At 70.2% G+C, this 12,787-nt stretch carries 13 protein-coding genes; 4 read left to right on the forward strand and 9 right to left on the reverse strand.

The features are described 5' to 3' along the window. Positions 1–62 precede the first annotated feature (62 nt). The 7 genes from ACX80L_RS08235 to ACX80L_RS08265 form a co-directional block, all read right to left on the reverse strand. On the reverse strand, positions 63–2,243 hold the full coding sequence (locus ACX80L_RS08235; RefSeq protein ID WP_459288942.1) for an iron ABC transporter permease: 2,181 nt from the start codon (positions 2,241–2,243) through the stop codon (positions 63–65). Next, positions 2,162–3,160, reverse strand: coding sequence for an ABC transporter substrate-binding protein (locus tag ACX80L_RS08240; protein WP_459288944.1), 999 nt, complete (start codon positions 3,158–3,160; stop codon positions 2,162–2,164). The genes ACX80L_RS08235 and ACX80L_RS08240 overlap by 82 nt, the downstream gene beginning before the upstream one ends. A gap of 42 nt (positions 3,161–3,202) precedes the next feature. Beyond that, complete coding sequence (locus tag ACX80L_RS08245) at positions 3,203–4,039, reverse strand: ABC transporter ATP-binding protein (RefSeq protein WP_459288946.1); 837 nt, start codon at positions 4,037–4,039, stop codon at positions 3,203–3,205. A gap of 98 nt (positions 4,040–4,137) precedes the next feature. Further along, complete coding sequence (locus tag ACX80L_RS08250; RefSeq protein ID WP_133080144.1) at positions 4,138–4,362, reverse strand: hypothetical protein; 225 nt, start codon at positions 4,360–4,362, stop codon at positions 4,138–4,140. A gap of 179 nt (positions 4,363–4,541) precedes the next feature. Next, positions 4,542–5,426, reverse strand: coding sequence for an NAD-dependent epimerase/dehydratase family protein (locus ACX80L_RS08255; RefSeq protein ID WP_459288948.1), 885 nt, complete (start codon positions 5,424–5,426; stop codon positions 4,542–4,544). Continuing rightward, on the reverse strand, positions 5,423–6,205 hold the full coding sequence (locus ACX80L_RS08260; protein WP_459268375.1) for a cache domain-containing protein: 783 nt from the start codon (positions 6,203–6,205) through the stop codon (positions 5,423–5,425). The genes ACX80L_RS08255 and ACX80L_RS08260 overlap by 4 nt, the downstream gene beginning before the upstream one ends. Next, the gene (locus tag ACX80L_RS08265) at positions 6,202–6,963 is read right to left on the reverse strand and encodes a FadR/GntR family transcriptional regulator (RefSeq protein ID WP_459288950.1); all 762 of its coding nucleotides are present in this window, start codon (positions 6,961–6,963) and stop codon (positions 6,202–6,204) included. The genes ACX80L_RS08260 and ACX80L_RS08265 overlap by 4 nt, the downstream gene beginning before the upstream one ends. A 246-nt stretch (positions 6,964–7,209) precedes the next feature. Between ACX80L_RS08265 and ACX80L_RS08270 the strand changes: the two genes are divergently transcribed. The 4 genes from ACX80L_RS08270 to ACX80L_RS08285 are packed head-to-tail and all read left to right on the forward strand — an operon-like array spanning position 7,210 to position 11,440. Then, on the forward strand, positions 7,210–8,754 hold the full coding sequence (locus ACX80L_RS08270; RefSeq protein ID WP_459288951.1) for an APC family permease: 1,545 nt from the start codon (positions 7,210–7,212) through the stop codon (positions 8,752–8,754). A gap of 7 nt (positions 8,755–8,761) precedes the next feature. Beyond that, entirely contained in the window at positions 8,762–9,367 is a 606-nt protein-coding gene (locus ACX80L_RS08275; RefSeq protein ID WP_459268374.1) for a dimethylamine monooxygenase subunit DmmA family protein, read from the forward strand. Next, positions 9,364–10,335 (forward strand): PDR/VanB family oxidoreductase, encoded by a 972-nt coding sequence (locus tag ACX80L_RS08280; RefSeq protein WP_459288953.1) that lies wholly within the window; start codon positions 9,364–9,366, stop codon positions 10,333–10,335. Before ACX80L_RS08275 ends, ACX80L_RS08280 begins: the two co-directional genes overlap by 4 nt. Before the next feature lie 10 nt (positions 10,336–10,345). Beyond that, on the forward strand, positions 10,346–11,440 hold the full coding sequence (locus ACX80L_RS08285; RefSeq protein ID WP_459268372.1) for a heme-dependent oxidative N-demethylase family protein: 1,095 nt from the start codon (positions 10,346–10,348) through the stop codon (positions 11,438–11,440). Positions 11,441–11,550: 110 nt separating this feature from the next. On the opposite strand, the gene ACX80L_RS08290 is transcribed toward ACX80L_RS08285, so the two are convergent. Further along, complete coding sequence (locus ACX80L_RS08290) at positions 11,551–11,787, reverse strand: hypothetical protein (RefSeq protein WP_133080152.1); 237 nt, start codon at positions 11,785–11,787, stop codon at positions 11,551–11,553. Between the two features lie 108 nt (positions 11,788–11,895). Then, positions 11,896–12,735: a sigma-70 family RNA polymerase sigma factor gene (locus tag ACX80L_RS08295; RefSeq protein ID WP_459288955.1), complete on the reverse strand. Its 840-nt coding sequence runs from the start codon at positions 12,733–12,735 to the stop codon at positions 11,896–11,898. Between the last annotated feature and the right edge of the window lie 52 nt (positions 12,736–12,787).

Raw genomic sequence — 12,787 nt, forward strand, 5'->3', positions numbered from 1 at the left:
CTCCGTCGGGGATCGGACAGCACGGACTTCCGGACAGGGAGCGTCCGCATCGGATGCGGTTCCTACCGGCCGGAACGGCTCCGGAACAGCAGGTGGACGAAGTACGGTGCCCCCAGCAGCGCGGTGAGGAGACCCGCCGGCAGCTGTGCGGGGGCGATCGCTGTCCGTCCGATGAGGTCCCCGAGGCACACGAGGACCGCCCCGAGGAGCATCGCCGTCGGGATGATCAGCCGGTGGGAGGCACCCACGAGGGCGCGCGCGGCATGCGGCGCGACGAGGCCCACGAAGCCGATCACGCCGATCCCCGCCACGGACGACGCCGTGAGCAGCACCGCCGCTGCCAGCAGGATCACCCTGGCCCGCGGCACCCTCAGGCCGAGCAGGCGCGGCGTGTCCTCGTCGAGCGCCAGCAGGTCCTGCGTGCGGTGGTGGACGGCGATGACGGGCAGGCCGATCAGCAGGGCCACGACCAGGGGGACGAGGTGCTGCAGCGACCGGCCGTAGGTGGACCCCGACAGCCAGGTCAGCGCCTTCGACTCGTTCCACGGATCGGTGAGGACGATCAGCAGCGTGATGACGGCGGTGGCCGCCGCGGAGACGCCGATGCCGATGAGGACCAGCCGGTCCGCCTGCATGCCGCCGCGGAAGGACAGCCCGAACACGATCAGCGAGACGACGGCGGCACCGACGCCCGCGGCCGCTCCGACGGTCCAGAATCCGGCCAGCGGCACGAACGTGATGACGAGGACGGCTCCCACGCCCGCGCCGCCGGAGACGCCGATGATGGCGGGTTCCGCGAGCGGATTCCGGGTCACGGCCTGGATGGCGGTGCCGGCGAGTGCCAGGGACGCGCCGGCGAGCAGGGCGGCACCGACGCGGGGCGCCCTGCTGTCCATCACGCTGGACACCACCGGGCCGGCCTGGCCGGTTCCCCAGTTCACGATGTCGCCGAGGAGCAGTTTGGCGTCTCCCAGCAGCAGGCCGGCGACGGCGACGGCGACGAACAGGACCGCGAGGACCACGAGGACGGCCGTGCTGCGCGCTGTCCCGATGGTGCGCAGCGAGACGGAGCGGGCCTCACGCGTGGGGCCGTCGGAACGCATCCGATGGGCGAGGGCGACGAGGAAGAGGGCCCCGAAGATCGTCGTGACGACGCCCGTGGGTACCTCGACGGCGCTCTCGGGACCCACGGCCGCGCGCAGCAGCACGTCGGCCCCGAGGACGAGGAAGACACCGAGGACCGCGGCCGCGGGGATCAGCACGATGTGCCGGTGGAGGCCGGGGACGTGCGGGGCGGCGAGCCGTACGACGGCGGGGGCCGCGAGTCCCACAAAGCCGATGGGCCCGGCGACGGTCACGGCCGCTGCCGAGAGGAGGACGGCGAGGATAACCGCGAGGACCTGCGTGCCGCGCACGTTGATGCCCAGCACGCGGGCCTGGTCGTCGCCGAGGGTCAGCAGGTCCAGGGATCGGGACTTCAGGAGCAGGACGAGGAGGGCGGCCCCGGCCAGCGGGGCGAGCAGCGTGAACTTCTCGAGGCCGCTCTGGCCGAGTGATCCGGCGCCCCAGGCGAAGAGACCGCGCGTCTCCTGCGAGAAGAGCAGCAGGAGGGTGCTGGTCAGGGCATGGAATGCGAGGGCGATGGCGGAACCGGCCAGGACCAGGCGGACGCTGGAGGACTGCCCGGCGCCGGAGAGCGCCAGGACCAGGGCGGCCGCACCGAGGCCCCCGAGGAACGCGACGCCCACGGACCCGAGCAGCGGCACCTGCAGGCCGAGGGCGGCGACCGAGACGATCGCCAGGTGCGCGCCGGCGTTCACCGCCAGGGTGTCGGGGGAGGCGAGGGCATTGCGCGAGACGGACTGCAGGACGGCTCCCGCCGCGCCGAGGGCCGCCCCGACGAGCAGGCCCGCAGCCAGGCGGGGGATGCGGCTCGCGGCGACGACGGCACCGGTGGTGCCGTCGTCGTGTCCCGGGAGCAGGCCGAGGATGTCCGCGGCACCGACGCTCGAGGTGCCCTGCGTGAGGTGCACGAGGGCGAGGATCACGGTGGCTGCCGCGAGGAGGCCGCCGGCGAGGACCAGGCGCACTCCGGGACGCGGAGCGTCGGCCCGGTCCGGGAGTGGAGCTGGCCTGGTCAGGATCGCCGGCGGCACGGGGGCTACTCCGCGGCCTGGGCGGTGGCGGCCTCGACCGCCGCGTCCACGAACTGCTCCATGGAGCTGGGGCCACCGAAGGTCCACAGGGCGTCGGGGAAGCGCGTCACGTTCCCGGCCTCGACGAACGGCAGGGACTTCCACACCGCGTTGTCCGCGAGCTCGTCCTGGTAGGGATCGCCGAAGGCGTCGTTGGCGATGTACCAGAAGTCGGTGTCCTCGGGCAGCGCGGTGAGGCCTTCGACGTCGGTCTGCGCGAGTCCGTAGGCGGGATCCCCCTCGAGGGTCCAGGCGCCGGCCAGTCCGAGCTGCCCGAACACGCTGCCCACGAGCGAGCTCTCGGTGAAGGGGCGGATCGAGACGCTGCCGGCGTCGGTGTAGGCGTCGGAGAAGGCGACGGGGGTGCCTGCGGCGCCGGCGTCCTCGATGGCGGCCTTGCCCTCGGCGACCTTGGCCTCGAACGAGGACTTCAGCTCGGCGGCCTGGTCCTCGGTACCGGTGACCGTGGCGATCAGGTCGAGGTTCTCGAACATCTGGCCGATGTTGTCGGTGGCGTCGCCGCCGGGGATCACGACGACGGGGACGGTCTTCTCGATCTGTTCGATCGCGCCCTCGACGAGCTGGTCGGTCACGATGACGACGTCGGGCGTGAGGGACACGAGGGTGTCGATGCTGGGCTCGCCGCGCACTCCGACGTCGGTCACGGTGTCGTCCAGCGCCTCGGCGCTGACCCACTGGGCGTAGCCCTCGACGTCCGCGGCGCCGACCGGCATGACGCCGAGGGCCACGAGGTTCTCCATGGCGTTCCACTCCGTCGCGACCACGCGCTCGGCCGGGCCGTCGAGGGTGATCTCCTTGCCGCGGGCGTCGGTGACCGTGATGGCCTCCCCCGCCGCCGCGTCCTCGGAGGGGGCGCTGCCGGCGGCCTCCTCGGTGGTGCCGCAGGCGGTCAGGGAGAGCAGGGCCACCGCTGCGAGGGCAGCGAGGATCTTCGGTTGTGTCATCGGTTTCATTTCTCTCGGTGGCGCGGGCTGCGCCGTGGGGGATCAGGAAGCGGAGAGGGCGGCGGTGCTCGGTGTGTTGTGCCGTCCGACGGCGCGCGTGTGCACCGCGCCGTCGCGGACGGTGACGTCCACACGGACGCCGTAGGCACGGGACAGGTTCTCGGCGGTGAGGACGTCCACGGGGGTGCCCCGCGCCATCACGGCACCGTTCTCGAGCAGCACCACGTGGTCCGCGATGGCTGCGGCCTGGTCGAGGTCGTGGAGGACGACGCCGACGGTCACGCCGTGGTCGGTCGCCAGGTCGCGGACCACATCGAGGATCTCCACCTGGTAGCGCAGGTCGAGGTAGGTGGTGGGTTCGTCGAGGAGCAGCACCCCGGTGTCCTGGGCGAGGCAGCTCGCCAGCCAGACGCGCTGGATCTGACCGCCGGAGAGCGCGGCCACGGGGCGTTCGGCGAGTTCGGCGGTGCGGGTGAGCGCGAGGGCTTTCTCGACGGCCGCGGTGCCCCGGGGGTCCTGCCCGGTCCAGCGGCTGCGGTGCGGGTGGCGGCCGAAGGTGACGACCTCCCGGACGGTGAGGCCGCCGGGGACGGGGCGGCTCTGGGCGAGCAGGGTGATGGTGCGCGCGAACGCCTTGGGGGAGAGTGCGAGGAGGTCGGCGCCGTCCTCGAGGGTCACCGCCCCGGCGTCGGGTGCGTGCAGCCGTGCGATGGTGCGCAGGAGGGTGGACTTGCCGCTGCCGTTGGGGCCGATGAGCGCGGTGACCGTGCCGGGCTCCAGGTCGAAGGAGACGGCCTCGACGACGCGCCGGCTCCCGTAGGAGATGGCCAGCTCAGAGACGGAGAGCAGTGGCGTGGTGGGGCGATCATCGAGGGGCACGACCTCAGGTTAGGTTCTCCTAACCAGGAGTGCAAGAAATAACGTCACATGGGCGTGTGCTAATTCGGCTGCTGCCGTCCCGTCGGGTCGTAGCGGCGTCAGGTGCTGCCCGGCTGGAGCGCGTCGACGGCGTCCAAAACAGCGAGCGCCGGCAGGTCGGCCACGGCGGCGACGACGGCCAGTGACTCCCCGCTGCTGACCGCCGAGGCGACGGCGACCTGGAGCTCAGCCGGCGGGAACGGATCCACGACGGGATGCGCGCCGGTGGCGGGACTGCTGGATCGCACTGCTGCGACAACCCGTTCCAAATGGTCCGCACTCATGATGTCTCCCGTCGCGTCGTTGCACTTCAGTCTCACCCTCGTGCACGAGCCTGGGAAATCGCAGCACAGGAGCTGGAAGCACTTGCGGGCAGGCACCGGTGTGTGCGGACGGCGGGTTGGTGTCGGCGTCGCATGCGATGCATCACCGGGAGGCGGCTCGGGCGCGCGGTACCGGCGCCCTAGGTGGCGAGCGCCTTACCGTCCGTGTCGAGGTAGTCACGCCAGGACCGCTTCGGAACCCAGCCGAGCATCCTCTGCGCCTTCGCACTGGAGATGCCCGAGGCGTCCTTCCGGTCCAGTTCGCGCAGCTCGATGGCGTCGCCGTAGTACTTCGCGAGCGACTCGGCGAAGTCGTGCCCGCCGACGTTGTCCGGCGACGCGATGTAGAAGACCTCGTGGCCGGGCAGGTCGGACCCGGTCGCGAGCACGATGGCGTCGGCGAGGTCGTAGGCGTCGATGTAGCTCCACAGGTTCGGGCTCAGCACCGAGGCGTCACGGACCTGGGGGCCGAGGTTGGTCTCGTAGTTGCCCTCGTACTGCACCCAGCAGGGTCGGATGGAGATGCAGCGGATGTCCGACCGCGCGACGGCGGCGTCCATCAGCTGCTCGCCGAAGTGCTTGGAGAGGGCGTACGGGTCCTGCGGGTGGATCGGGTGCTCCTCGTCGACGGGAGCATAGTCCGGCAGGAAGTCCCGCTCCGGGAAGAAGAATCCGGGCACGGTCTCGCTCGAGATGTAGACGAACCGCTTCACGCCGAACCGGATGGCCGCCTCGAGCACGTTGAAGGTGGCCATGAGGTTGGTCTGGAAGACGACGTGCGGCGGGTGGCCGGTCGGCTCGGGGATCGCGGCGACGTGCACCACGGCCTCCGCCCCGTGGACGACGGCGTAGGCCTGGCCGGCGTCGGTGAGGTCCGCCATCATGTACTTCGGCGTGCCCTCGGGCTTCCGTTCGTACCCGGGGCGCGTCAGGTCGGTGGTCCTGACCTCGTGGCCGGCGGCGATCATCGCCTGCGTCACGGCTCGGCCCACTTTTCCGTGGGCGCCGGTGATGAGGACCTTCATGAGTGTTCTCCTTGGGGTAGGTCGCTGTCAGCCAATGTAGCGGACGTCCGGTCCTGCGCCCGGTCAGGCGGGACGCCCTGGCGGCGGCTCAGCAGTGAGAAGCCGAGATGCGGCACCTCGACCGGGGTCATCTCGCTGCCGGCCGGCGTGGAGCGGATCCTCTCGCCCACCAGGTACGCACCCGAGTTCCCGACGACCACCCGGCCGCTCGCATTGATCAGCGCGGCGTCCCCGGGGATGGCCCGGAGGACGGGCATGAAGATCTCCTCGAGGGTCCGGATCCTGATGTCGCAGCCGGCCACTCCCGCGAACGTCCCGCCCAGCTGGATGGGCGCCGAGTGGGTGAGGATGTATTCGTCCAGCCCGAGGTAGTCGACGTAGGGGCCCCACGAGGTCTGTTCACCGGTGCGGCTGGCCGAGGCGAAGAAGGGCATGTTCTGGTAGTCGTAGAACCGTTCTCCGCCCGGCGTCAGGTCGAACTCCAGTTTCTCGACGGTGTCCTGGCGTCGGATCCACCACTCGAGGCCGCCGTCGTTGCCCTGGATGGCTTCCGCGGAGAAGATCACTCCCGCTCCGACGACGAAGGGGTGGGCCGCCAGGAACTCTCCGGCCAGCCCCTCGAGGTGTGCGACGTCGCCCGGTGTCAGGCCGAAGGGCCGTGTCCGGTCGGTCCACAGCGCCGCCGTCCGTGCGGCGAAGGCATGGACGTCGACGCCGAGGGCGTTCATCCACGCGGCGATCTCTGCTGCTGCCGTCCGGGCAGGGGCTTGGGCGGTCATGGGCGCTCCTGCCGGCTCGTGGGGTACCCGAGGGACAGTTTGGTGTCCACCAGATGATGGATGTCCTGCCGGATGTGCTCCAGCACCAGTCGCTGGGCGTGCTCGGAGGCGTCGTCCGCGATGGCGCGGGCCAGTGCGAGGTGCTCGGCCGCGACCCGCTCCGGATCGCGGGTCGACGGCAGGGGCGCCCACAGGGCCTGGACGATCTCGGCCTGCAGCCGGATCTCCGCGTTCGTCAGCCGCGGGGACTGGGCCAGGACCGCCAGTTCGATGTGGAACCGGCTGTCGGCACGTGCACGCGCTTCCGGTGTGTCCGACAGGGCGAGGCCCCGGGCGAGTTCCAGGAGCCTGCCCACCTCGTGGGGTTCGGCCCGTTCGCAGGCGAGCCTCACCGTGGCGGCCGCGATCGCCGCATGCTCGTCGCCGACATCGCGGATCTCGGCGATGGAGGTCTCCTGGAACCATGACCTCATCGCCTCCTCCGAGGTGAAGGGCTGCCGAAGGATGAACGTCCCACCGCTGCGTCCCCGCCGGGTGGCGACGATGCCCTGCTGCCGGAGGTCGGACAGTGCTTCCCGGAGGGTGGACGGTGCCACGCCGAACATCTCCGACAGGGCCGTCTCCGGGGGGAGCCGCTCGCCGACCTTCAGCAGGCCCAGGGAGATCGCCTTGGAGATCCTGTCCACGATGGCCCCGGACCGCTCGGTCTCCGGCAGAGACCGGTAGACGTGGGCCTGGAAAGCGGTGGTGGGGGCCAAGAAGGGACTCCAAGCAGTGGAAGGACAGCACTAACTGTAGCCGGGCGCGGATCGGAACGACCGATGGACGCACGAAATCCGACGGAAACATAGGTTATGTCATCGTGGTTCCCAAGCTCCTGCCGGATAGAGCCGCCAGTTGGAGGTAATCGACCGGTCATTGCGGTTTAAAACATTTGAAACTATAGTTTTTGCGACGTGGTCCAGCTCACACGAGCGTCAGGGGGCCCGAAGAGAAGGAATCCGATGCGTGTAGAAAGTACGGAACCACCCAGCGGGTCGATCGCGGACCAGGACGCCGAGCACCTCGCCAGCCTCGGCTACTCCTACGAGAGGCAGTTCAAGCGGGAGATGACGTTCTGGGGGAACGTCTCGCTGGGGTTCACCTACCTGTCGCCGGTCGTCGCCGTGTACTCCCTGTTCGCGGCGTCGCTGGGCGTTGCCGGGCCGCCGATGTTCTGGTCCCTCGTGATCGTCGGCATCGGACAGCTCCTCGTCGCCACGGTCTTCGGGGAGGTCGTCGCGGCGTACCCGGTGGCCGGCGGGGTCTACCCCTGGTCCCGGAGGCTGTGGGGCCGCAAGTGGGGCTGGATGAACGGCTGGGTCTACCTGGTGGCGCTCCTGACCACCATCGCCAGCGTCGCCTACGGGGCGGGGCCCTTCCTCAGCACCCTCGTGGGCATGGCCAACACCGTCGATTCCGTCATCATCTGCGGCCTCGTGGTCATCGCTCTGGCCACGGTCCTGAACCTCGGCGGAACCAGGGTCCTGAACACCGTGGCGATGATCGGCCTCCTGGCCGAACTCGGCGGCGCACTGGCCGTGGGGAGCTGGCTGCTGCTGACGGCCCGCCACCACGACCTCGGCGTCCTGTTCCAGTCCTTCGGCGCGGGGGAGGGCAGCAACTACTTCGTGGCGTTCGCTGCCGCGGGCCTCATCGGCATCTTCCAGTACTACGGCTTCGAAGCCTGCGGCGACGTGGCGGAGGAAGTCCCCAACCCCGGCCGCACCATCCCCAAGGCCATGAGGATGACCATCTACATCGGCGGCTTCGCCGCGATGTTCGTCTGCCTGTCCCTGATCCTCGCCGTCCCCGACTTCGCCGCCGTGATCTCCGGCGCCGACACGGACCCCGTCGGCAACATCCTCCTCTCCGCCTTCGGACCGATCGGCTTCAAGGTCGTCCTCGCCGTCGTCCTGGTCTCCTTCCTCTCCTGCGTGCTGAGCCTGCAGGCCGCCACCTCGCGCCTGGCCTACTCGATGGCCCGCGACGGCATCCTCCCGGCCAGCAAGCTGCTGAGCACCTTCAGCGAGACCCGCCATGTCCCCCCGTACGCACTGCTCCTCGCCGGACTGGTACCCGCCGTCATCGTCATCGGATCGAAGGTCTCCAGTGACGCCCTGACCGTGATCATCTCGTTCGCGGCGATGGGCATGTACATGGGGTTCCAGATGGTGGTCCTCGCCTCGCTCCGGGCGCGACTCCTCGGCTGGAAGCCGAACGGTGCCTTCCAGCTCGGTGCCTGGGGCATCCCCGTGAACATCGCGGCCCTCGTCTGGGGCGTGCTCGGCATGGTGAACATGGCTTGGCCCCGCACACCCGAGGACGGCTGGTTCGCCAACTACGTGGTCCTCATCTCCGCCGTCACCGTCGTCGTGCTCGGCCTCCTCTACATGGCGTGGAAGAAGCCGTACCTCAAGGGCGACGCCCCGGCAGCCGATGCCGTGCCCACAGCACTGTCCGCCGACCGCGTCACCGTCCCGGCGACCGCGCCGAAGGACCGGGGGTGACCGGACCATGCTGATCACCGGCATCAAGAGCCGCCCCGTCTACGACGAGCTGACGCCGATGGCGACGGGCTCGAACCACGTCGCCGCCGCCCAGGGCAGCGGCGGAGGACCGCTGGTCCGCCTGCTCGGGGAGATGGACCCGGCACAGCTGGCGGCGACCACCGTCCTGTACTCGACCGAGTCGTTCACGGGCAAGAACCACCTGGCGGAGCTCGAGGCGTTCCCGGTGCGGGAACTCCGGGTGTTCCCGAGCAACGCGGAAGCCGTGCGGGGCCTGGATGCCTTCCTCGCGGCGGCGGGCATGGGGACCCGGCTGTACCTGTCCGGTTCGGAGGGGTTCATCGGCACGTCCATGCAGGTCGCCACCTCGTACGGCATGAACAAGGACGAGGTGCTGCGTGAGCACGCCGGCTCGTTCGTGCGGCGGGTGTGGTGCGCGCACTGCGGCCACTATTCCGAGAACGTGTCCCGGCGGGTGTTCCGGTGCCCCGGCTGCGAGCGCCACCTGGTGGTCCGGGACCACTACTCCCGGAGGCTCGCAGCCTTCCAGGGAGTGAAAGCAGACGGTGAAGTACCCGGCGAGCTGCCGGACGACGAGGAGTTGGACACATGAGCGAGGCACAGCACGGAGCCCTGCGGCTGAAGGTCGACCGCATCGAAGCGGTGACCCCGGAGATCAACCGGTACACCTTCTCGGCGCCGGACGGATCGTGGCTCCCGGCCTTCTCGGGCGGCAGCCACGTCAGGGTGCTCATCGAGTTCGACGGCGAGACCCGCCGCAACGCCTACTCGCTCATGAGTTCGCCCTACGACACGAGCCGGTACCAGATCGCTGTCCGTCGCGTCGAGGAGGGCAGGCGCGGTTCGATCGCCATGCACCGGGACGTCCGCGAGGGCGACATCCTGTCCGTCACCACCCCGGCCAACCTCTTCCCCCTCTCCAAGCACGCCCGGCACCACGTCTTCATCGCCGGTGGCGTCGGGGTCACCCCGATCTACTCGCAGCTCGACGAGCTGAGCGTCAAGGGCGGCTCGTTCGAACTCCATCTGGCCGTACGCGGCCCGGAGCACGCCGCCTTCGGCCACGAACTGCAGGAACTCTACGGGGACAGGGTCCGGCTGTACGGCGCAGGTGAGGGGTCGCGGCTGAACGCGTCCCAGATCCTCGCCGGCCGGCCCCTCGGCACCCACGCCTACGTCTGCGGGCCCTCCCGCATGGTCGACGACGTCATCGGGGCGGCCCACGCCCACGGCTGGACCGACTCGAACATCCACTTCGAGCGGTTCGAGGACCTCGGATCCACCGGCGACGCCTTCTCCGTCACGCTGGCCCGGTCCGGAGCGGTGATCGACGTGTCCCCCGAGCAATCGCTGCTGGAGGCGGTCGAGGAGGCCGGCCACAAGCTGCCCTACCTCTGCCGGGGCGGCGCCTGCGGCGAATGCGAGACCGAGGTCCTGGAGGTCGAGGGAACCATCGACCACCGGGACGACTGGCTCTCCGAATCGGACCGCTGCACCAACAAGCTCATCATGCCCTGCGTCTCGCGGGCCACCTGCACCAAACTCGTCATCAATGCCTAAGGAGCACTCCGTGACAGCGATTCCCAGCACAGCCGGCTTCACCGCGGACGAGACCTACACCCCCGAGGGTGAGTACCGGTTCCGGAACTCCCGCGAGGCGGTCCGCAACCTCCCCTTCCCGTTCCCCGACGACGAGTACGCGTACTCGATGAACCTGGAACCGCACGTCCCGGCAGGTACGGGCGCCCTGCGGTCCGCGTTCGACATCGACGAGCACTACGTGTCCGAGTGCGCCCACCGCGACCAGATGCTGCGGGACATGCCCGGCGTCCACTACATCGCGCTGCCGCACATGATGGAGGCGCAGTGGGATCTGCTGGAGCTCATCTTCGACTCGTACGCCAAGGACTTCCCGGAGCACTTCACGCTCACCAAGAGCGGCAACGAGTGGCGGTGGCAGAACCGGCTCCTCGGGATCGACGACTCGTTCACCTTCGGTGATCCCGCCACGCTGCCCATGGACCCGATGGAGTACGCGACCCGGCAGGCGCAGGGCGAGTTCGTGGTCCTCGAGGAGAAGGACAACACACTCGTCATCGGCGCCGGCATGACCACGCAGCGGGCCGACTACTCCCTGCAGTTCAACATGGGCATGAGCTTCGCCGAGTTCCACGGCCCCGTGCCCAAGCTGGACAAGATGGGCATCCTGGACCGGGCCCTGAAGTTCCTGCTCCGGATGAAGCCCGGGCACCCCGTCCGACGCGTCAACTGGTCCCTGACCGTCAACCCGCGCCTCGAGACCTCGGTGGAGACGCTCCCGGACTGGGCGCCGGACCGGGCGAAGGTCACGCCCGAGAACGCCGGGGAGATGGTGTACCTGCGGATCGAACTGCAGCCCCTGCACCGCCTGCCCCGGTCCAACGCCATCGTGTTCCCGGTCCGTACGTACCTCGTCAGCCTGGCCGAACTGGTGGAGCACGCTCCGGACTGGGCGAAGCGGATGCACCGGGCGCTCGCCTCCCTGGACCCCGAGCTCGTCGACTACAAGGGCTTCCACCGCTACCACGCGGCCGCCGTCGAGTGGCTCTCCCGGCACGACGACGGTGCTCCCCTCGCCACGGGCTACCCCTGGATCGAGGGCGGCATCCAGCCCGGCGACAGCTGAGGCGGCTCCTCCTTCCCATGGATGACGGGGTGCCCGCTGATGCGGGCACCCCGTCGTCGTTCCCCGCTCCGTGCGGACGTCCGGTGCGAGCGCCGTGGTGCCCCGACGGTTCAGGCCTCGGGGAGCGCCGCGAAGGCCTTCTTCGTGTCGTTGTACCAGCCCAGGCCCTTGATCGGGTTCCTCCAGCGGCCCTTCATCGCGTCGCGGGCCGCCTGGTGCTGCGTGTCGCCGGCCTTGACCGCGTCCTTGAGGTGCTGGTCCTGGGCCTGGATGACGTCGTCCGCCGTCTCGCCGTGGAGCGCGAGGTCGCAGGGGCCGCCGAGCTGCTGGCAGGTCATGGTCTTCATGGCGATTCCTTCTCGTGTGGTGGATGGGAGGCGGGCCGGGAGGGCCTCGTACTGATGACGGATGGGGCGGCACGAATGTGACCGCCCGGCGCCGGCGCGGGGAACGGATCATCTCCGGTCGGCGGCGGCCCGCCGCGTGAGCGCGGCCAGGACGCCCGCGTCGGCGCGGAACGTGATGCTTTGGACCACGCCGTCCGCCACCGTGAAGTCGAACGCGACCCGCGGCTTGCCGAGGTGGTACCAGGCGGCGCCGGGGCGGGCCTGGACGAAGACGGGGAAGGCGGCCTTCGCCGCTCCGTCGAACATCGCGGCCACGCTCTCGCGGCCCTCCAGCCGCACGGGGGTGCCGGCGGCGATCGCCTCGGCGTCGGCGCTCACGACGACGTCGGGCGCGAGGAGGTGTACCAGGCGGGCGAAGCTGCCGCCCCGGGAAGCGGCGAGGAACGCGTCGACGACCTCCCAGTCGGCCGGTGTCTCCGCCGGGGCGAGGTCCGAGATCTTCGAGCGGGCCCTCGACGCCAGCTTTCGTGCGGCCTCCGACGACACCGAGAGGACGGTCGCGATGGTGCGGAAGTCGACGCCGAAGGTGTCGTGGAGGATGAACGCCACCCGTTCCGCGGGAGAGAGGCGTTCGAGGACCATCCGCAGGGCGACGCCGACGGAGGCCGCCTGCACCACCTGCTCGGCCGGATCCGGGGCGAGCACGGAGGCCGGCTCGGGCGCCGCGTCCACCGGCTCGGGGACCCTGGAGCGCAGGCGGTCCAGGCACAGGCGCGTGGTCACGACCGTCAGCCATGCCGGCACGCTGTCGATCACGGTGTCGGTGCCGTGGAACCGGAGCCACGCCTGCTGCACCATGTCCTCGCCCTCGGCCCGGTCATCGAGGAGGCCGGCGGCGATCCGCACGAGGCGCGGGCGCTCCGCCTCGAACTGCGCGGTCAGGTCCATGCGGTCCACCCTAGGCTGTGCTGCGGGCGGACGCAGGAGCCTGGCCACTACG

It is taken from the genome of Arthrobacter sp. MDT1-48-3 (assembly GCF_054511015.1).

Bases quoted from the DNA above. Each gene is read 5' to 3' on its own strand.
- ACX80L_RS08240 (WP_459288944.1), bottom strand. From the start codon at position 3,160: ATGACACAACCGAAGATCCTCGCTGCCCTCGCAGCGGTGGCCCTGCTC.
- ACX80L_RS08250 (WP_133080144.1), bottom strand. From the start codon at position 4,362: ATGAGTGCGGACCATTTGGAACGGGTTGTCGCAGCAGTGCGATCCAGC.
- ACX80L_RS08255 (WP_459288948.1), bottom strand. From the start codon at position 5,426: ATGAAGGTCCTCATCACCGGCGCCCACGGAAAAGTGGGCCGAGCCGTG.
- ACX80L_RS08260 (WP_459268375.1), bottom strand. From the start codon at position 6,205: ATGACCGCCCAAGCCCCTGCCCGGACGGCAGCAGCAGAGATCGCCGCG.
- ACX80L_RS08270 (WP_459288951.1), top strand. From the start codon at position 7,210: ATGCGTGTAGAAAGTACGGAACCACCCAGCGGGTCGATCGCGGACCAG.
- ACX80L_RS08275 (WP_459268374.1), top strand. From the start codon at position 8,762: ATGCTGATCACCGGCATCAAGAGCCGCCCCGTCTACGACGAGCTGACG.
- ACX80L_RS08280 (WP_459288953.1), top strand. From the start codon at position 9,364: ATGAGCGAGGCACAGCACGGAGCCCTGCGGCTGAAGGTCGACCGCATC.
- ACX80L_RS08290 (WP_133080152.1), bottom strand. From the start codon at position 11,787: ATGAAGACCATGACCTGCCAGCAGCTCGGCGGCCCCTGCGACCTCGCG.
- ACX80L_RS08295 (WP_459288955.1), bottom strand. From the start codon at position 12,735: ATGGACCTGACCGCGCAGTTCGAGGCGGAGCGCCCGCGCCTCGTGCGG.